The 19,670-nt window shown below is 46.2% G+C and carries 10 protein-coding genes; 6 read left to right on the forward strand and 4 right to left on the reverse strand.

Annotated features, from left to right (window positions below; genetic code table 11):
- Positions 1 to 29: 29 nt before the first annotated feature.
- The 4 genes from H6A28_RS10460 to H6A28_RS10475 all read right to left on the reverse strand — a co-directional run bounded on the left by H6A28_RS10460 (position 30) and on the right by H6A28_RS10475 (position 6,582).
- Positions 30 to 851 (reverse strand): metal ABC transporter permease, encoded by an 822-nt coding sequence (locus H6A28_RS10460; RefSeq protein WP_204480180.1) that lies wholly within the window; start codon positions 849 to 851, stop codon positions 30 to 32.
- Between the two features lie 15 nt (positions 852 to 866).
- Positions 867 to 1,286 (reverse strand): phospholipase, encoded by a 420-nt coding sequence (locus tag H6A28_RS10465; protein WP_204476078.1) that lies wholly within the window; start codon positions 1,284 to 1,286, stop codon positions 867 to 869.
- 7 nt (positions 1,287 to 1,293) lie between these two features.
- Complete coding sequence (locus H6A28_RS10470; RefSeq protein WP_204480181.1) at positions 1,294 to 2,526, reverse strand: 3-phosphoshikimate 1-carboxyvinyltransferase; 1,233 nt, start codon at positions 2,524 to 2,526, stop codon at positions 1,294 to 1,296.
- 72 nt (positions 2,527 to 2,598) lie between these two features.
- Positions 2,599 to 6,582 (reverse strand): hybrid sensor histidine kinase/response regulator transcription factor, encoded by a 3,984-nt coding sequence (locus H6A28_RS10475; RefSeq protein ID WP_204480184.1) that lies wholly within the window; start codon positions 6,580 to 6,582, stop codon positions 2,599 to 2,601.
- Between the two features lie 582 nt (positions 6,583 to 7,164).
- Between H6A28_RS10475 and H6A28_RS10480 the strand changes: the two genes are divergently transcribed.
- From H6A28_RS10480 to H6A28_RS10505, 6 genes are all read left to right on the forward strand, one after another.
- The gene (locus H6A28_RS10480) at positions 7,165 to 9,606 is read left to right on the forward strand and encodes a glycoside hydrolase family 127 protein (RefSeq protein ID WP_204480186.1); all 2,442 of its coding nucleotides are present in this window, start codon (positions 7,165 to 7,167) and stop codon (positions 9,604 to 9,606) included.
- Between the two features lie 33 nt (positions 9,607 to 9,639).
- On the forward strand, positions 9,640 to 12,738 hold the full coding sequence (locus H6A28_RS10485) for a SusC/RagA family TonB-linked outer membrane protein (RefSeq protein ID WP_204480188.1): 3,099 nt from the start codon (positions 9,640 to 9,642) through the stop codon (positions 12,736 to 12,738).
- 13 nt (positions 12,739 to 12,751) lie between these two features.
- Entirely contained in the window at positions 12,752 to 14,470 is a 1,719-nt protein-coding gene (locus H6A28_RS10490) for a RagB/SusD family nutrient uptake outer membrane protein (RefSeq protein ID WP_204480190.1), read from the forward strand.
- A gap of 8 nt (positions 14,471 to 14,478) precedes the next feature.
- The gene (locus tag H6A28_RS10495) at positions 14,479 to 15,969 is read left to right on the forward strand and encodes a DUF4859 domain-containing protein (RefSeq protein ID WP_204480192.1); all 1,491 of its coding nucleotides are present in this window, start codon (positions 14,479 to 14,481) and stop codon (positions 15,967 to 15,969) included.
- Between the two features lie 86 nt (positions 15,970 to 16,055).
- Positions 16,056 to 18,314 carry a DUF6055 domain-containing protein gene (locus tag H6A28_RS10500; RefSeq protein WP_204480194.1) on the forward strand — a complete coding sequence of 753 codons (2,259 nt, stop codon included), beginning with the start codon at positions 16,056 to 16,058 and terminating at the stop codon, positions 18,312 to 18,314.
- Complete coding sequence (locus H6A28_RS10505) at positions 18,311 to 19,663, forward strand: DUF6055 domain-containing protein (protein ID WP_204480196.1); 1,353 nt, start codon at positions 18,311 to 18,313, stop codon at positions 19,661 to 19,663. The genes H6A28_RS10500 and H6A28_RS10505 overlap by 4 nt, the downstream gene beginning before the upstream one ends.
- Positions 19,664 to 19,670 lie beyond the last annotated feature (7 nt).

Raw genomic sequence — 19,670 nt, forward strand, 5'->3', positions numbered from 1 at the left:
TTATATTACAAAATTAGGATAAATCTCAATTATTGTGCTCTTTTCTTGCGGAGCATGCAAAATAATTTGGCGGCTACATAAATCAGGATGGACACGAAAATGATAGCCGCTCCCGAAGGCACCCGCAGCTGGTATGACAGTAGCAACCCGCCCAGGCATCCCAGGTAACCGATACCGATGGAAAGCCAGATGATTCGTTTGAAACTGTAGGTGAAAAGGTTGGCCGTCATCTGCGGAAGGGTCAGCAGGGAAATGGCCAGTACGATGCCCACCATCCGGAGGCAGGCCACGATGGTCAGTGCGATGAAAGCCATCAGGGTATATTCGAAGGCACTCACGGGGATGCGCTGGGAACGGGCAAATTCCCGGTCGAAGGCAATGGCCGTGATGGGCCGGAGAAACAGGGTGAAAAAGGCGGTAAGCGCCAGGCTCAACACCACCAGCAAAAGGATGTCCGCCCGCGTGATGGTCAGGATGTTGCCGAACAGGAACGAAGAAAGGTCGGGCGTGAAGCCGGGAGCTAAGAAGCTGAAGATGATACCCACAGCCATGCCGAACGTCCAGAATACGGCGATGGCCGAGTCTTCGCGCATGTCGCTGCGCTTGCTGAGCCATTCCACGCCGAAAGCCGACAGCACTGAAAACACTGCCGCACTCAGAATCGGAGAGATACCGGCGTAGAGTCCGATACCGATGCCTCCGAACGACGCATGCGTGATGCCTCCGCTGATAAAGACCAGTCTTCGGGTCACGATGTACGTGCCGATGATGCCGCAGGCGATGCTGGCAAAAAGGCTGCCCAGCAAGGCATGCTGGAAAAACGTATAATGCAACAATTCGAGAATATTCATGGGCCAGTGAGGAGGTTAGTGGAAACGGCGTTCCCCGACTATCAGGAACAGCTCGTCTTTCAGTTCGTCGGGAATCTCCACGCCACGGAGTTGCAGGCTGCGGCACCATCCGGCCACTTCCTCCTCCTTCATGGTGTACATGATTTCCCGGAATTCATCAATCTCTTCTTCCGTATAGGTGTCCGACGGATGACCCTTGAAACGGTCCAGTTCTTCATCGTCGTAATACTCAATCTTTTTGCTGACGGCTGCCAACAGACTCTCTTTCTCGCAGACCTGATGCTGTCCACAGCATTCCCCGTCCACCGTCTTGACTTCCGGGGCTTCGGTCAATTCTCCACGGTCGATTTTCTTTTGTATGGAACGGTTATAAAAGTATCCGGCCACCAGTCCGAAGAGAACGACTCCAATTAATACAATGACTAAAATCCACATGATACAATCAATTTTGAGTGAAATGGAAACCTGCCTTCTGCAAATCTTCCCAGAAACGGGGATATGATTTGGAAACCACCTGCGGGTTGCGTACACACAAAGTTCCTTCCCGCAAGACTGTCGGAGCAAAGGCCATGGCCATGCGGTGGTCTTCGTACGTATCGATGACCGGTGGGTTCTGTGGTTCGCACCGTTGGCCTGTCCATGAAAGTACGGAACCGTCGCTTTCTTCCAGCACGTAGCCCAGTTTGCGCATTTCTGCGATTAAGGCTGCCATACGGTCGGTTTCCTTGATTTTCAGACTTTGCAACCCCGAAAAGCAGAAAGTGACTCCCAACATGGCACACGTCACCACGAAGGTTTGCGCCAAATCGGGCTGGTTCACGAAATTGTACTCCATGTGCTTCACGCAGGAATGGGTCTGATAAAGCGTGACAGTCTGTCCTTCCCTTTTTGTACCGACTCCCAGTTGCTCGAACAGTTCGGCCACCTTGGAATCGCCCTGCGGACTCTGATTAAAAAGTCCCGGAAGGCTTACGGTAGCATCCTGTGTGGACAAAGCTACTATCTCATACCAATAGGAAGCCGCACTCCAGTCGCTCTCTATATAATAAGGTAAGGCCTGATAGGGAGTAGGTGCCACATGAAGGCTGCAATCGGAAGTCCATTCCACTTCCGCCCCGAAATCCCGCATTACCTTCAGCGTCAGGTTGATGTAGGGACGTGACACGATTTCCCCACTGAGGGTCAGGTCCAGTCCTTTCTCCAGCATTGGGCCAATCATCAGCAAGGCTGAGATGTATTGGGAACTCACATTTCCCGGAAGGGTCAGACGGCTGCCTGTCAGGGTCCGGCCGGAAACTTTCAGAGGAGGGTAACCTTCGTTTTCCACATACTCGATGTCCGCTCCTAAGCTCCGCAAGGCATCCACCAAAATCTGGATGGGACGTTGCCGCATCCGTTCCGTGCCCGTCAGAATATGCGTGCCGGGAGTTACCGAAAGGTAAGCGGTCAGAAAACGCATGGCAGTTCCCGCTGCCATGATGTCAATGACTTCCGGCATGTGAGCCAGTGCTTCGGTCATGACATGCGTATCGTCGCAGTCGGACAAGTTCTCCAGTTTGCATGGACTTTGTGCCAGTGCGTGGATAATCAGTGCCCGGTTGCAGATACTTTTGGACGAGGGCAACTGAATGGTTGCCTGTATATGTTCCGGGGGAGTGAGGGTTATGCACTTCATGTTCAATCAAATCTTTGAATCGCAAAGATACATAATTTTATGCACTCGCATCATCCGTCTCCTTATAAAATCTCATTCCTTTTCCGGAGGGGTACTGACGGGCTGGGAGGTATGGCTGGCGATGTATTCGCCCGGTTTCATGCCAAACTGTTTCTGGAAGCACTTGCTGAAGTACGACGGGTTGTTGAATCCCACCATGTAGCTCACCTCGTTGATGCGGTACTGGTTCTCCAACAGCAGGGAAGCTGCTTTCTTCAACCGGATAATTTGAATCATTTCGTTCGGCGTGGTGTTGGCCAGCCCTTTTATCTTGACGAACAGTCCCGAACGGCTGATGCACAGTTTCTCGGCCAGAAAATCCACCGAAAGCTGGTCGTTGTTCAGGTTCTCTTCAATCAGATGGTTCATCTTTTCCAGGAACACTTTGTCGGTTTGGTTGGCGGCGATGGAATTGATGGAAACGGTCGGCATTTGCGAGAATTTCTGTCTCAGTTGCAGGCGCAGTTCCAGCAGGTTCTTGATGCAGGCTTCCAGGTATTGCAGGGAGAACGGCTTTTCGATGTACGCATCCGCCCCGCAGTTCATACTGGTAATTTTGGCCTCTGTGCCTGTCTTGGCCGTCAGCAGGATGAACGGGATGTGACTTGTCATCTGGTTGCTTCGTACCGCCTTGCACAGGTCAATACCGTTCATGTGCGGCATCATCCAGTCGCTGATAATCAGTGAGACTTCCTGCTCTTTCAACTTATGCAGTGCCTCGGTACCGTCGGATGCCGTTACAATGGTGTAGTTGCTCTGGAAATGGGAGGACAGGAAATGAAGCATGTCCTCGTTGTCGTCCACAATCAGCATGATGGGCAGCACTTTGGCTTGAGGGGTCGCATCATGCTGTTCGGGGATAATGTCTTCGGGTAGCGGGCCAGCCGATAAGATTTCTCCGTTTTCGGCAGCCTGTTTCTCTTGCTTTTGTGGGAGAGTAATGCTGAATACAGAGCCTACACCTGGTTGTGAGGTCACTTCCACTTTTCCGTTATGAGCTTCCACGATACCTTTCACGATGCTCAGTCCGATGCCCGTGCCCGGTTTGTTTTCGGATGCCTGATAGAAAGGCTTGAAAATCTTGCCCAGCTCCTCTTTATTCATGCCTTTCCCGTTGTCTTTCACCTGGATGGAGAACAACTGCTGTTCAGGTAGTGCCTCGAAACGGACCTCAATCATATTTTGCGTATACTTGTTGGCATTGGTCAGTAGGTTGCTCAGCACTTTCGTAATAGCTTCCTTGTCCACGTCGGCATAAAAATCCTTGTCCGGATAGACCACGGAGAAACTGACTCCTTTCTGGTGAAGAGTCGGGGAGAAGCGTTCGCACACGCTTTCCATCAGCTCTCGTATGGATTGCGGGGTGAAGCGCATCCGCATCTCCTTCTGTTCCACTTTCCGGAAGTCGAGCAGTTGGTTCACCAGATAGAGCAGGCGCTGGCTGTTGCGGTCGATGATTTCCAGTTCCTGCCGCTCGTTGGACGGGATGTGGGTGGATTGCATCACTTTTTCCAGCGGACCGATGATGAGCGATACCGGCGTACGGATTTCGTGGGCAATCATGGTGAAGAAGTTGATTTTTGCCTCGTGTATTTCTTTTTCCTTCTTGCTGTTCAGCTCGTCGATGGCCTTGGCATGTTTCTTTTCGCTCCGGCGTACCACGTAGCGCAGCAGCAGTCCGATGGCAAGGACAAACAGCAGGAAGTAGCCAATCTTGAACGGCAGGGAAAAGTAGAAGGGAGGATGTACGATGATACGGATGGAGGTACCTTCTTCGTTCCATACATTGTCATTGTTCGAGGCTTTGACCCGGAAGATATAAGTACCTGCCGGTAGGTTGGTATAGGTGGTGCTGTGCTGCGATTCTACATAGTTCCATTCCTTGTCGAAGCCTTCCAGAATGTAAGCATATTGGTTTTTCTGTGGGGTACAGTAGCTTAGTGCCGCATACGTCAGGGTGATGACATTATCCTTATAAGGAAGGTGGATTTCTTTCAGGTGGTCAATGGCCTCCGGCAATATTCCTCCCTCCTGCGTTTCTATCTTTTTGTTGAAGATTTCCAGTCCGGTCAGTACCACATTCGGTTTTTGGGTGTTCAGTTTCAGTTGGTGCGGATAGAAAGTATTGAAGCCGTTGATACTGCCGATGTAGAATTCTCCGTTGCGGGTTTTTAGGGCTGAGGCCATGATAAAGGCTTCACTTTGCAGTCCGTCACTCTTGGTGAAGATTTGTGTGGCTCTTGTGGTGGGCGTGTATTTCACCAGTCCCTTGGCCGTAGTGAGCCACAGACAGTCTTCTCCTTCCAGGATCGTATTGATACATTCGTTGGGAATCCGGAGCGGGTGATAGGAAAATGTGTCTTTAAGTGAGTTAAATAAGTAAAGTCCTTCTGCGGTGGCTATCCATAATTCATTTTCACGGTTGATGCATATATGGTTGATAGTGGGACAATCCAGTCCTTCTGGCTCGCTGTATTTCTTCCATATCTGATTCTGTGGGGAGAATTTAAAGACTCCTTTACCTTGGGTGGCAATCCAGATGTTGCCTTTGGCATCTTCTGCCATTGCAATAATCAATCCATCCAGGTTCTTAACCTGAGTAAAACGGTTGTTCTGTGGATTATATAAGCATACCCCACTCATGGATCCGGTCCAGATTTGTCCGTGGCTGTCTTGAAATAGGCAATAGATACTGCTTTCGTCTAGTCCGTCTGCTGTGGTATATTTTCTGATGTGTCCGGTGGAAGTTTGTAGAGCGTATATCCCGTCACTGTAGGTACCAATCCAAAGTTCTTTTCCCGTATAGCACAAGGCATGGACATTTTTGTGGGTCAGTTGCTCCCTTCCGGGAAAGTTCACAAACTGGCCTTGAGATGGAGAAAAGCAACTCACTCCCGCATCGTCCGAGCCAATCCATATCTCTCCGTTTTCCCCTTCACAGAATCGGCTGATGATCTGTCCGTTGAAAAAAGGGAAATTATCCGTTCCGGAATACCCTATGAATTGTCCGCAATAAGGGGGAAGGTAATTGACGCCGTTGTAGTAAGTGCCTATCCATACCCCACCTTCCCGGTCTTTCAGCATCGGATAAATGAATTTGTCGGACAAGGACTCATTGCCTTCCCCATATTGGTCGTAGAGAAAACTTTCCTGAGTAATTGGGTTGAAAACGGTCAGTCCTTCGTCGGAGCCTATAAAGAAAGTCTCGGGAGAGTATTCCAGGAGGGAATGGATGTGCCGTATGCCTATTCCTTTTTCGGAAACTAAAAACTTCTGTACTTCGTGTGTTTGTGGATTTAACTTCCAAAGCCCTTTTTCCCAAGTCCCAATCCAAAGGTTATGGGACGAGTCTTCACATAGAGCCATGGAATATACCCCTGTAGATTCTCCTTTGATGGAAAATTCTTCAAACGTATTATGGGCTTTGTTGAGCCGGCAGAGTTGGTAGGGGCCGGATAACCAGATGTTGTTTTGGGCATCGTTCAGTATACGGATGATGATATTGTCATTCTGAGGAATTTCATATTGTCTCAGTTTGTGAGTTTGCGTGTTGTATTGAAATACACCTTGCTTGCGGGTGGCAATCCATATATTCTTTTCTTTATCTTGAATGATGTGGGTTATCCACGAACTTATGCCTGTGTTATTGCTCGTTTTTTCCAAAAAGGGAGTAAAGGTATCTTTTACTTGATTGTAGATATACACTCCGTTTTCTGTGCCTAACCATAATTCATTGGTGTTTGTCTCGCAGATGGCATTTATGGAATTGGCATGAAAGTCAGGATAAAGTGGATTGTTTTTTTGATAGAAGACAAATTGATTCCCGTCAAATCTGCTTAGTCCATTGTCTGTTCCCAGCCAGATATAGCCTTTCTGGTCTTGTAGAATGGAGGCTATGCCATTAGAAGAAACCCCATTTTCGATGTTGTAATGGCGGAATTGAAAATGGGTAGGGAGTGCAGTATAACCCAATAAACTATATGACAGTAAAAACAGTAGGCAATAAAGTGTCCTCATACGTATATCCTTTTTAAGACTGTGCAAAGTTGCTTAAAATATATGAATAAGACGTGTAAAATAATCTAAAAAAGATGATGTGAAAATCTAATTGTAGGATTTGCCCCAAAGAAGAGAGTGGAAAACTGAGCGGGATGGATGCTTTGTATTAATCTGAATGCCTTGGCTTATTTCTAATAAGAGTGTGGTTTTTCTTATGTTTTTCAGTGCGAAAACGTATGTTCCCCATGGCGGAAACGTACGTTTTCCGATTGAGAAACGTACGTTCTTCTTACGGGAAACGTAAAATTTGCAAAGGGGAAATGTTTTTTATGGCAAGGCGTTTTTCGTTTTACGATGTAGGGATGGGTTTTCCTCTATTTTACCTTCATTAGTTTTAGGAAAAGAATGATAAAATCGTCCGAAGATATGCTATAAAAGTCTATTGAATGCTGTATAATTAGTTGATTTATAGTGTATTATTTCTAAAGTCGTATGTGGTTTGAATGCGACTATTTTTGTAGCTGAATGGATGATATTTTTACCCGTTATTCTTACTAAAAGCTACTTTTGCTAAAAAGAAATAAAACCAATTTATATCTTATGAAGAACAAACTTTTCATATTATTGATGAGCGGAATCGCTGTGGCGGGAATGACTTCCTGTACCAAGCCTGCTTATCAACAACCGGATGCTCCGATTCAGGAGGTTCCCTTTACCCAAGTACATATTAGTGACGGTTTCTGGTCGCCTCGTATTGAAACGAACCGCACCGTCTCCATCCCTTCTGCTTTTAAGGAATGTGAAAAAAACGGCCGTTTCGATAATTTCGCCATTGCAGGCGGATTGAAGAAAGGAGAACATCGCGGTGACTTCTCTTTCGATGATACCGATCCTTATAAGGTAATAGAAGGTGCCTCTTATTCACTGGCTGTGAAATATGATCCGAAATTGGACCATTATCTGGACAGCGTGATCAATATCATTGCGGCGGCTCAGGAACCGGACGGCTATCTGACCACCTGTGTCACCAACAAGTGCTACCGTCTTTCCGGATGGTGGGGCCATTCCAAATGGGAAAAACTGAACAGCCACGAACTGTATAACAGCGGTCACATGTACGAGGCTGCCATCGCACACTATCGGGCAACGGGCAAACGTACTTTCCTCGATGTGGCTATCAAGAATGCCGACCTGGTATGCAAGGTGTTCGGTCCGGGAGAAGGACAGAAACACGTGCCTTCAGGACACCCCATCGTTGAAATGGCATTGTGTAAATTATATAAGGTAACGGGCGACCAGAAATACCTCAACATGGCGAAGTATTTCGTGGAAGAAACCGGACGCGGTACCGACGGTCACAAACTGAGCGAATACAGTCAGGACCACAAACCGATTCTTCAGCAGGATGAAATCGTAGGCCATGCCGTACGTGCCGGATATCTTTATTCAGGTGTGGCCGATGTGGCAGCCTTGACCAAGGATACCGCTTATTTCCATGCCTTGACCCGTTTGTGGGACAATCTGGTGAGCAAGAAACTGTATATCACTGGTGGTATGGGTTCCCGGGCACAGGGAGAAGGTTTCGGACCGAACTATGAATTGCAGAACCATACCGCTTATTGCGAGACTTGTGCCGCCATTGCCAATGTGTACTGGAACTATCGTATGTTCCTGGCTACCGGTGAATCCAAATACATGGATGTGCTGGAACGTGCATTATATAATGGGGTGATTTCGGGCGTGTCATTGAGCGGTGACAAGTTCTTCTATGATAACCCGTTGGAATCCATGGGTGAACATGACCGCCAGCCTTGGTTTGGTTGTGCCTGCTGTCCGGGTAATATCACCCGTTTCATGGCTTCCATTTCCAATTATGTATATGCCACTCAGCAGAACGACATTTATGTAAATCTGTACATTCAGGGAAAAGCTGAAATGAAGACGGCCGACAATAAAGTAACATTAGAACAGACCACCCAATATCCGTGGGACGGCAAGATTGCCATCAAAGTCACTCCAGAGAAAGAAGGTAGGTTTGCCATCCGTCTGCGTATCCCCAGCTGGGCAAAATCAACTCCGGTAGCTTCCGACCTGTATGCGTATACAGATGCCGCCAAGAAATATACGTTGAAAGTCAACGGTTCCGATGTGAAAGGCATGGAAGGTGACGGTTACGAAACGCTTGTTCGCACCTGGAAACCGGGTGATGTGATTGAATTGAATTTGCCGATGGATGTACGTCGTATCACGGCCAACGACAAAGTGGAAGTCGACCGGGGTATGGTAGCTTTGGAACGCGGTCCGATTATGTTCTGTCTGGAAGGGAAAGACCAGCCCGACAGCATCGTGTTCAACAAGTTCATTCCGCGTGATGCCAAGATAAAGGCTACTTACGATGCTAACCTGCTGAAAGGGGTAATGGTATTGAGCGGAACTGCTAAGGAACTGGGTAAGGACGGTAGTGTGAAAGATGTACCGTTCCGTGCCATCCCTTATTCTACCTGGGACAACCGCGGGTCTGACCAGATGGAAGTCTGGATTCCGGAGACGAAAGAATATGCTACTCCGACCCCGGAACCGACCATCGCTTCCAAGGCCAAGACATTCTCCATCCAGGCTCCTATTCAGAAAGATGCCCCTGAATCAGCTTCTGTAATCTCATACGCATGGGGCGTGAACGACCAGTGGGAACCGAAACGTTCTTCCGATACTTCCAAACCTTATTTCTACTGGTGGTTGAAAGAAGGAACATTGGAATCTCTGGCCTACGAGTTTGATCAGCCTTACACCGTGTCGAAAGTAGAAGTCTACTGGCTCGACTTTGACCATTACGACGGTGATTTCCGTGTACCGCAGAGCTGGAAACTCTATTACAAGAATGGAAATTCTTGGAAAGAAGTAGAAACTAATGATCAATATGGCGTAGAAAAAGACAAGTACAATGTAGTCAGCTTCAAACCGGTCAAGACTACCGGATTGAAAATTTCCGCACAGCTTCAGAAAGGGGCTTCGGGAGGTATTATAGAATGGAAAGTAGAATAATAATATAATTATTAACCCTTAAATACAAACAAGATGATTACACATTTAAATCGCATGTTGTTTAGTCGTGCATTTGTAAAAGTGTCGGCATGTGTGGCGCTTTCTGCAGGTTGCCTGCCTGTGGCAGCTTATGCGGAATCCAATGGGGCACCGGTGGTAGAGGCTGTGTTACAGCAGAAAGCCATTTCCGGTAAGGTGGTAGATTCAAAAGGTGAAGCCATTATTGGTGCGAATGTAATGGAAAAAGGTACCACGAATGGTACAATCACTGATCTTGATGGTAAGTTCAATTTGAATGTATCGGCGAAAGCGGTACTTCATATCAGTTACATTGGTTATAAATCGCAGGATATTCCTGTGAGCCAATTGAAGAAAGGTGCTGTCATTACGTTGAAGGAAGATACCGAGGTGATGGATGAAGTAGTGGTAATTGGTTACGGTACGCAGCGTAAAGGCGATGTGACCAGTGCGATTGCTTCTGTGAAGGCGGAAGATTTTACGGCAGGTAAGATTACCGATGCAGCCGACTTGGTAAAAGGTAAGATTGCCGGTTTGAGTGTGACCAATTCTTCTGGTGACCCGACAGCCACTTCCAGCATCATGTTGCGTGGTATCACTACCATTAAGGGAAGTGTCACTCCGTTGGTGTTGGTGGATGGAGTAGAAGGTTCCCTTACCACGGTGGCTCCCGAAAACATTGAATCCATCGATGTGTTGAAAGATGCGTCTGCGGCAGCAATTTACGGTACACGAGGTGCGAACGGTGTAATCTTGATTACAACCAAGACGGGAAGACGTGAATCCAAGGCGAGCGTTTCATATTCAGGCTATGTTTCTTTGTCAGACTGGTTTAAGACAGCAGATTTCATGGATACGCACGACGTGATTTATGGGCTGACTCCGTTTGAATACGAAGGTTATGATACAGACTGGCTGGCAGCCGTTACCCGTAAGGCTGGTTTTAAACACAACCATTCTTTGTCTATTGAAGGAGGTTCCAAAAATTCCACTTATTCTGCCAACGTGACTTTCAGCGATGAACAGGGTATCATGCGGAAGAGTGACAACCAGAACCTGAAAATGCAGATGGACTATACTCAATATGCCTTGAATGACATCTTGAAGTTCAACGTCAATATGTTGTATGGCCGTCAGACCTATACGAATAATAATAACTCGTATGTCTATCGTCAGGCCATCATCCGCAACCCGTCTTCACCGATTTATAATGAAGATGGTTCTTACAATGAGAACTTTGACAAGTTGTATTACTACAATCCGGTTGAAATCCAGAACGAGCTGATTGGAGATACAAGAGTCAATTGGGCTCGATTGACCGGAAATATTACCGTAGAACCCATCAAGGGATGGAAAACAAACTTGATGTTGTCTACCAAAGAGAACATAACCCGTGGAGAAACGTATTATTCAAGCAAATATTACGACCAGGCTCAACAGAAAGTGAACGGTTATGCTTCAAAATCTGAAGGAAGTTCTCGGAGCAACAACTTGGAACTTACGTCAAACTATGATTTCTCTATCGGAAAACATCATGTAAATGCATTGGTCGGTTATAGCTACTTGTATACCGTAAACGATGGATTTGGCGCAGGAAACGGTGATTTCCCGACTGAGGCTTATTTGTATAACAACTTAGGGCTGGGTAATTATCTGACAAATGAGAAAGCACCTCACGCTTCAATGAGTTCTTATAAGAATGATAATACATTGGTTGGTTTCTTTGGACGAGTCAGTTATGGTTATGCCGACCGTTATAATTTGATGGTGAGTGTACGTCGTGAAGGTTCTTCTAAGTTTGGTGCCAACAATAAATGGGGTACCTTCCCGTCAGCTTCTGCCGGATGGACGATCAGTAATGAGAAGTTCATGCAGAACACGAAGCATTGGTTGGATAACTTGAAGTTAAGATTTGGTTTTGGTGTGACAGGTGTGATACCGGGTGATTCTTATAAGTCACTGTATTTGTACAATTATGATGCATACGGCGATGTGATGTCACAAGAAGGTGAATGGATAAAGACTTTGGCTATTGTCCAAAATTATAATCCGAATCTGAAGTGGGAAACCACTCGTGAGTTCAACCTTGGTTTGGACTGGAGCGTATTGAGTGGCCGTTTAAGCGGTTCTATCGATGTCTATGACAAGAAGACATCTGACTTGCTGTATGACTACGCTGTTCCTGTACCACCTAACTTGTATGGTACAACAACTGCTAACGTAGGTCAGATGCGTAATCGTGGTATTGAAATTATGATTAATGCTATTCCGGTACAGACGAAAGATTTTGAATGGAGTACGACATTGACACTTTCACATAATAGCAACAAACTGTTAAGTCTTTCTAATGACTTGTATGAGACGGATAACTTCCAAGAATTGTATGGAGGTTTGGGTGAACCAATCAGTACCCCTACTCACTGTATGGAAGTAGGGCATCGTCTGGGCGATTTCTGGGGCTTGAAGTCCGTGGGAGTAGATAAAGACGGATTTGTCTTGGTAGAAGTAAAAGATGATAATGGAAACTGGACGGTGAAACCTTTCAATACCAATTTGAATGTGGAAAGTAACCGTCAGCGTTTGGGTAACGGTCTGCCGAAGGTCTATGCCGGATGGAACCATACCTTCCGTTACAAAGGTTTTGATTTGAGCTTGCAGTTCACCGGACAGTTTGGTTATCAGATTTTGAATGCACAGCGTTGTTTCTACGAAAACAATTCCATTGCCTACAACCGTTTGAAATCTGCCGCCAACTATTATCCGGCAATCAATACGGACATGACTCCTGTAATTGACGAAGCTACGGGTGAACAGAAGATGGTTCGTCTTTCAAATTCCATGTCACAGGGTTATTGGAGTGACCATATTGAAAATGGTGATTTCGTAAAACTGTCAAGTGCAACTATTGGCTATACAGTGCCGTTGAAAGGAAATCTCCGGAAATATATTAATAATTTACGAGTTTATGTATCAGGCCAGAACCTGTTCTGTATTACGGGATATTCAGGTCTTGACCCGGAAGTGGACAATGCCTTTATGACACCAGGTGTTGATTATCAGGATAAATATCCGACCACTCGTTCATTTACTTTTGGCTTGAATGTTAACTTTTAATTGATGTAGATTTATGAAAAACTTGAGATTCAAACATATATTGGTAGGATTGGCTGCAAGTTCTTGTTTGACATTTGGTTCATGTACAGATTTGTCAGAGAATTTATATGATTCGTTGAACGAGAGTAACTTGGACTTTACCAGTGAAAATGATGTGAATGCATTGATGGGGCAAGCTTTTGCACAATTCCGCTACATTTATTGGGCATGGAATGGCTATTTTGACTTGCAGGAAGAATGTAGTGATACATACATGACCCCGAAACGAATTGGCATTGGCTGGGGTGACCTGTATGTGAATATGCATAAACATGATTGGGATTATAACTTGGGCCACATTGATGGTTTCTGGAACTATGCGTATAAATGCATCGGATATTGTAACCAGTGTCTGGATGTCCTGCCGGAAGCAAATGCTGCGGATAGAGCCCAATTGCGTTTCCTTCGTGCTACCGTATATTATATGTTGATGGATGCATTCCGCAATGTGCCATTGGAGACAACAAGAAATGTCCCTGATGGGCATCTTCCGGCTCAAAGTTCGGCACAGGATATTTTTGATTTCTGTGTGACTGAGCTTTCAGAAATCAAAGATGATTTAGGTACAGAGCACGTGTTTGGCTATGCCAACCGTTATGCGGCTTGTATGACATTGGCCAAATTGTACCTGAACCACAATGCTTATTTTGGGGGTGATGATAACTCTTGGTATGAGAAAGCTTATACAGAAGTAAATGAGGTGATTAACGATGGAGGTTATTCGTTGGCCGAAAATTATCTGGATAACTTTAAACATGACATTGATTCTTCTCCAGAGGTGATATTTGCCATTCCTTTGGATATTACGCATGCCTCTCATAATTATCTGTCCAGTAAGTGTCTGCCGCAATCAGGTTTGGCTGCGTATGGTTGTACCGGTGCGGCTCAGAATGGTAGCTGCGCTGTGCCCCAGTTCATTGATACTTATGATGCTGAGGATAAACGTCTGACTGATACCTGGGCTGGTGGCATTCAGAAAAATGCGGTGAAGAACTCTGATGGAACTTATACTCCGCAGGCTGGTGATCCTATTACGTTTAGTGCGGATGACTGGTCGGGTACTGGATATTTGAATTATAATAAGGATGTACATTCTATTGACAATCCGGGTGCTTACCAGCAGGAAGGTTACCGTTTTGTCAAGAGTGAAATCTGTTCAGGTACCGACGGTACGTATGGAAACGATGTGGCATTCTATCGTTTGGCCGATGCGATGTTCATCAAGGCCGAATGTCTGCTGAGATTGGGCGGATACAACGGTGAAACAGAGCAGACAGCTGCCGATTTGATAACGGAAGTTCGTAAACGTTCTTTCGACTCTGTGGCAAAAGCCACTCGTACTGTAGCACAGCTGAAAGGTGGAAGTGTGTATGATTACGGTCACCGTGAATATACTTGCGAAGGTTTCGCAAACTGGGACAGAGCTTCTTATGTATCTACACAGGAAGGCGGTAGTGATATTATTCTCGGTGGTTTGCTAGATGATCTTGGCTGGGAATTTGTAGGTGAACACCATCGTCGTCAGGATTTGATTCGTTTCAAGATGCAAGATGGACGGAATGTATTTAATGGAAAATCTTGGTTCTGCAAGGATGCAACTACTGAAACCAAATGGAATTATTTCCCTCTTCCTAAATCAGCTTTGGATGCGAATATTAGTTTGAAACAAAATGAAGGTTATTCTGGTAATTGATTAAGATTATGAAAAAACATTTATTATATGCGGCATTATTGGGTGGTTTGTGTTCTTTGGGAGTTACAAGCTGCGGGGATAATGAAGATGTTTCGAGAGAGCATGTGCTTACCGATGCTGAAATCGCAGAAATGGCGCGTCAGGATTCCATCGAAGAAGCGCAAAGAAATCAGATTAATGCAGATTTGATTTTGGAATATACAGCAGATATCACGTTGAGTACCGTAGCGTATGATGGGGCTCAGGTTACGGTGGAGACAGATAAAATAGCTGAGTTGTTTGGAATCTCAGAAGAAGACCTGTTGGCAGGTATCGCCTTGGAATCTGGAGCACCTGAGATTACAGGCTTTGCCATTGAAGGTTCTACTCATGCCGATAATATGACGGCTTCAAATAGTAACTCCACTTGGGGACATTGGTTTGACGCCAAAGGAGATGTTGTCGCATGGGGAACTTCTGCCATGGTTTGTTGTGAGTTCAATACGGAAGATAAGTTCTTTAATGTAATGCAGTATCCGGGTCATCTGACCGATGGACAGACTGTAAAGGTGATTGAAGGATTGAAGTATGGTGAAAAACGTGTGGCAGTGGTTATTACGGTAAATGCACATGGAGCGGCAGCCATTACGGCACCGGTGGTTTCTACTCAGAAACTCAGTATTGACGTGAATCCGGCAAGTACATACGATTTGAACAATGTAGAGTTTAATGCCGATCAGGTAAAAGCCGATTTGGGTATCTCATCAATGGATGACGTAGAGAAGTTTGTGGCTGTGAAATCTGATGGAAGCTATGCACAGGAATCAGATGCCGGAACAAATGGTTTCTGGTTCGACGTGGATGGATATGCCAGCGGATATTCTGACAACTCTCGTATCTATACATCCTATGGAGGTGATGAATGGGTTGAAAATGAAATCGGTATCGGTCAATATCCGGGCAAGACGGCTGTGGGAGATTCATATACATTCAACTATGGATTCCTGGCCAACAATAAGATTGTAATGATGGAAATCACGGTCAATGTGGTAGCTTACAATGATCCGGAAACCGCTCCGGAAGGAACACCGGAAGAAAAGACCATCGATGTGACACTGACCAAGAATTATACCACTGATTATGCGAATGTGCAATATGATATTCGGGATGTGCTTCGTCAAGCCTTTAAGATGACGACTTACCAGATTCACAGTGCACGTGTTTCAAAAGAATTGAAAATCTATTGCAAGGAGGAATCTTCTGAAGATCCTGAATATACTGCAGATGTTCCGGGATATTGGTTGGGAGAAGATGGTTCAGCCGTCAAGTTTGCCGAAGGTATTGGCTGGGTAAGCTTGGGAACCAGCGAAACAGAATTGTACCTGTATGGAGGTAACCATCCTGAAAATGTATCACCTACAGCAGGAGCTACCGTGAAGACTACTTACATCATTACTTGTAACGGTGGAAAAGTGACGGTGAACCTGACATTGCAGATTGATCCTCAGGTGGAAGAGTGAGAATAGTTGATTAATTAATAAAAAAGGGGAAGATGTGTTTGATTGTTTATGGTTAAGCACATCTTTCTTTTTTAATAAACAGTTTTATGAAAAGCACATTGAGATGGATAGGCTTATGCTTGCTCTCATTTTTATGGGTGGTTTCGCTGAATAGCTGTAAAGAAGAGGAGCAAGTGCAAGGCGAAGAGATAAAAATAGATGAAACTTCATCGCAACTGACATTGGAAGCGGAAGATACTTCTGCCTCTGTGAAGTTTACCGCCGTATCGTCGTGGAAAGCATCGTTGAAAGAGGATTCGGCAGCTGATTGGATTACACTCTCGGAAACCAGTGGAGTAGGAGGAGCCATCACGTTGAACCTGACGTTCTCCATCAATGAAAATGAGGCGGCGAGAACGGCCACTTTGGTGCTTTCTTGTGGAAGTACCGTGAAAGAAATTGGCATCACGCAGGGAGGAGGTTCTTTGCAGGTGATGGACGAGTCGGAGGTGGAAGATTTCGACAAATACTACAAGCCGGCAGAGTTTGAAGGTATGGACATGTTGCGCAGCGATGCCAAATGGTCGTGGTTCCGTTCCAAACAGAGCGAACATTTCTTCGTGTTCTGGGAAGCCGGATTTGGAGATGACCCGAATGCGGAAACGGTACCTGCCAATTTGCGGGTAGACATCGATGACCTTTTGAAAAAGGCCGAGCAGTTCTATAAGACTAATATCGAAAAGCTGAAGTTTGCGGAAACCGGACAGGGCAAATCATTCCTGGACCGCTACAAGATGGAAATCTATCTGTTGTATCAGGAAGAATGGCTCGCTACGGGTTCCGGGTACGACAATACCATTGGGGCTTTGTGGGTAAATCCAAGTACGTGTCAGCCTGTGGGGTCTACCATTGCGCATGAAATCGGGCATAGCTTCCAGTACCAGGTGTATTGTGATAAATTGTGTCAGGGAGGAAATGACGATTTCAAGTCGGGTTTCCGTTACGGATATGAAGGAAGTAACGGCGGAAACGGTTTCTGGGAGCAGTGTGCCCAATGGCAGTCTTTCCAGGATTATCCGGAAGAGATGTTCACCTCTTACTATTTTGATGTGTGGTTGAAGAATAATCACCGTCATTTTGAAAACGAATGGATGCGTTATGCCAGCTACTGGTTACAGTCTTATTGGGTGATGAAACATGGCATTGAGACGATTGGTCGCATCTGGAGAGAGTCTGTGTATCCGGAGGATGCCATCTCGGCTTATACACGGTTGTATTGCAACAACGATTGGAACAAGACGAAAGAAGAGCTGTATGATTATGTCAGCCGGATGGCTACTTTCGACATCGATGGGGTACGTGAATATTCCGATGGGTATCTCGGACGGTATCACACCACATTTTATACAAGTGGAGACTATTATCAAGTGGCGTATGCCAATTGTCCGGAAGCTACCGGTTTCAATGTGATTCCTTTGAACCTGCCGGAAGCCGGCAATACGGTGGTGACAGCCGATTTCGTAGGACTGGAACCTGGTGCCGCATTGGCAGCGGGTGATCCGGGTGAGTACATGGAATCGGAGGCTGTGAAGGGTACAACCACGAAATACAATACGGCAGGAAGTGCCGGAAATATGGGCTGGATGTATGGTTTCGTGGCATTGAAACAGGATGGAAGCCGGGAATACGGTGAAGCACATTCGGACAAGAACGGGAAAGTTTCCTTTAATGTACCGGCTGGCACGCAGAGTTTGTATTTCATTGTACAGGCAGCTCCGCAGGCCTATACGGTTCATCCGTGGGATGAAAAGGAATTGACCGACCAACAGTTCCCGTATAAAGTGAAGTTCGAGCATACGGATTTGTTGGGAAACGTGACGATTGACCCGGATGCAGCGCCCCAGAACCTGACACTGACGTACGACGTTTCTTTTGCAGCGAGTGCGACAGATTATAATGGGACTTCTGTCAATATTTCTGAACTGGGAGACCTCACGAAAGTAGCACAGGCACTGACCATGCAGCCTTCACAGCTGACATCGCAGATGTTGTCTGCAAAAGCGGAGCCTCAAGAGGGAAAAATCGCCTTTGCCGCAGTAAAGGCAGACGGCAGTCTGGACTACAATACGACAGCCAACGGATATGGCTTCTGGTTTGACAGCCTGGGTAATTCCATTGGATGGGGTAGTGACAATGACAGTAAGGTGTATGTGGAATACGATGCGGAGAACTTTATTTTCTCCATCGGACAATATCCGGGAAAATCGGCCTCCGGTGATACTTATACGGTGAAGGAAGCCTTGGTTTATACCGAAGGAGGGAAACCGTATCGGATAACTTTTGTCTTTAATATTCATATCAAATGAACAAACGATTTATAGGAGCATTTCTTTTAGCGGCAGTGTGTACTGCCGCTTTTTCTCAATCGGTGTGTCCCGTTGATTTGTGCAATAACAAACTGAGGGGCAAGGAAATTTACATTCCCAAAGATTTGCAGGGCATGGACCTTCATAACCCGGACTCCAAATGGAGTTATCAGCGGATGTGCTGCACGGACAATGTGGCGGTGTTCTGGGAGAAAGAATTCGGCAATGATCTGGCAAATCCTCCTCAGCTGGAAGGACACGACATGCACGTGGACTTGAATAACCTGACGGACAAGCTGGAATATTTTTATACGTTTTTTCGGGACTCCTTGCTATTTACCAAGCCGGGGTCGAAGAGCGACCGCTACCGGATGATGGTTATGATTAACTATTCGCTTGAGGGAACAGCTTATGGCGGGGATTATGACCAGCAAATTGGAGCTTTGTGGGTGGCTCCTAACCGTATCCAGGATGAAAAGCTGAACTGTGTGGCACACGAACTGGGCCATAGTTTCCAGTCGCAGATTTCATGTGACGGGGAAGGAGAGGCTTGGGGCGGTTCCGGTTTCTTCGAGATGGCTTCACAATGGATGTTGTGGCAGGTCAATCCGGATTGGCAGACCGATGAAAAATATCACTGGGATGCATTCAAGAAACTGACGCACAAGGCTTATCTGCACTTGGAGAATATCTATCACTCTCCGTACATTTTGGAGTATTGGGGAATGAAACGGGGCCGTCCCATCATTGCCGAACTTTTCCGGCAGGGAAAGAAGGGGGAAGACCCGGTGATGACGTATAAACGGCTGACGGGGCTGTCACAGGAGGCTTTTTGTGACGAGATGTTCGATGCCAGCCGCCATTTGGTGAACCTGGATTTTGAACGGGTGTGGAAGAATACGCGGCCTTATGCTAATCAGTATGATTGTAAGCTGACGAAGCAGGCTGATGGCTGGTATCAGGTGCCTGCGGAGGTTTGTCCGGAAAACTACGGCTTCAATGTCATCCCGTTGGTGGTACCGGAACCGGGAACGAAGGTAACCTTACAATTTGAGGGATTGAAAGGTCCGCAGGACGGTTATGTATCGGTTCATCCGGAAAAAGCAGGTTGGCGGTATGGTTTTGTAGCTGTAAAGGCGGACGGAAAAAGTCTGTATGGCGAAATGAGTGCCAAGCAGAAAGGAAAACTGACTTTTAAAGTGCCTGAAAACGAGAAGTTAGTATATTTGTGGTTGGTAGTGATGGGGGCCCCGGAGGAGCATTGGATGAATCCCTTACCGGAAAGCGGAGAGAAAGATGCACAATGGCCTTATCGCATCAAACTGAAAGGAACGGATTTAAAGAACTAAAAGGATA

It is taken from the genome of Bacteroides mediterraneensis (assembly GCF_016900355.1).
GTDB lineage: Bacteria > Bacteroidota > Bacteroidia > Bacteroidales > Bacteroidaceae > Phocaeicola.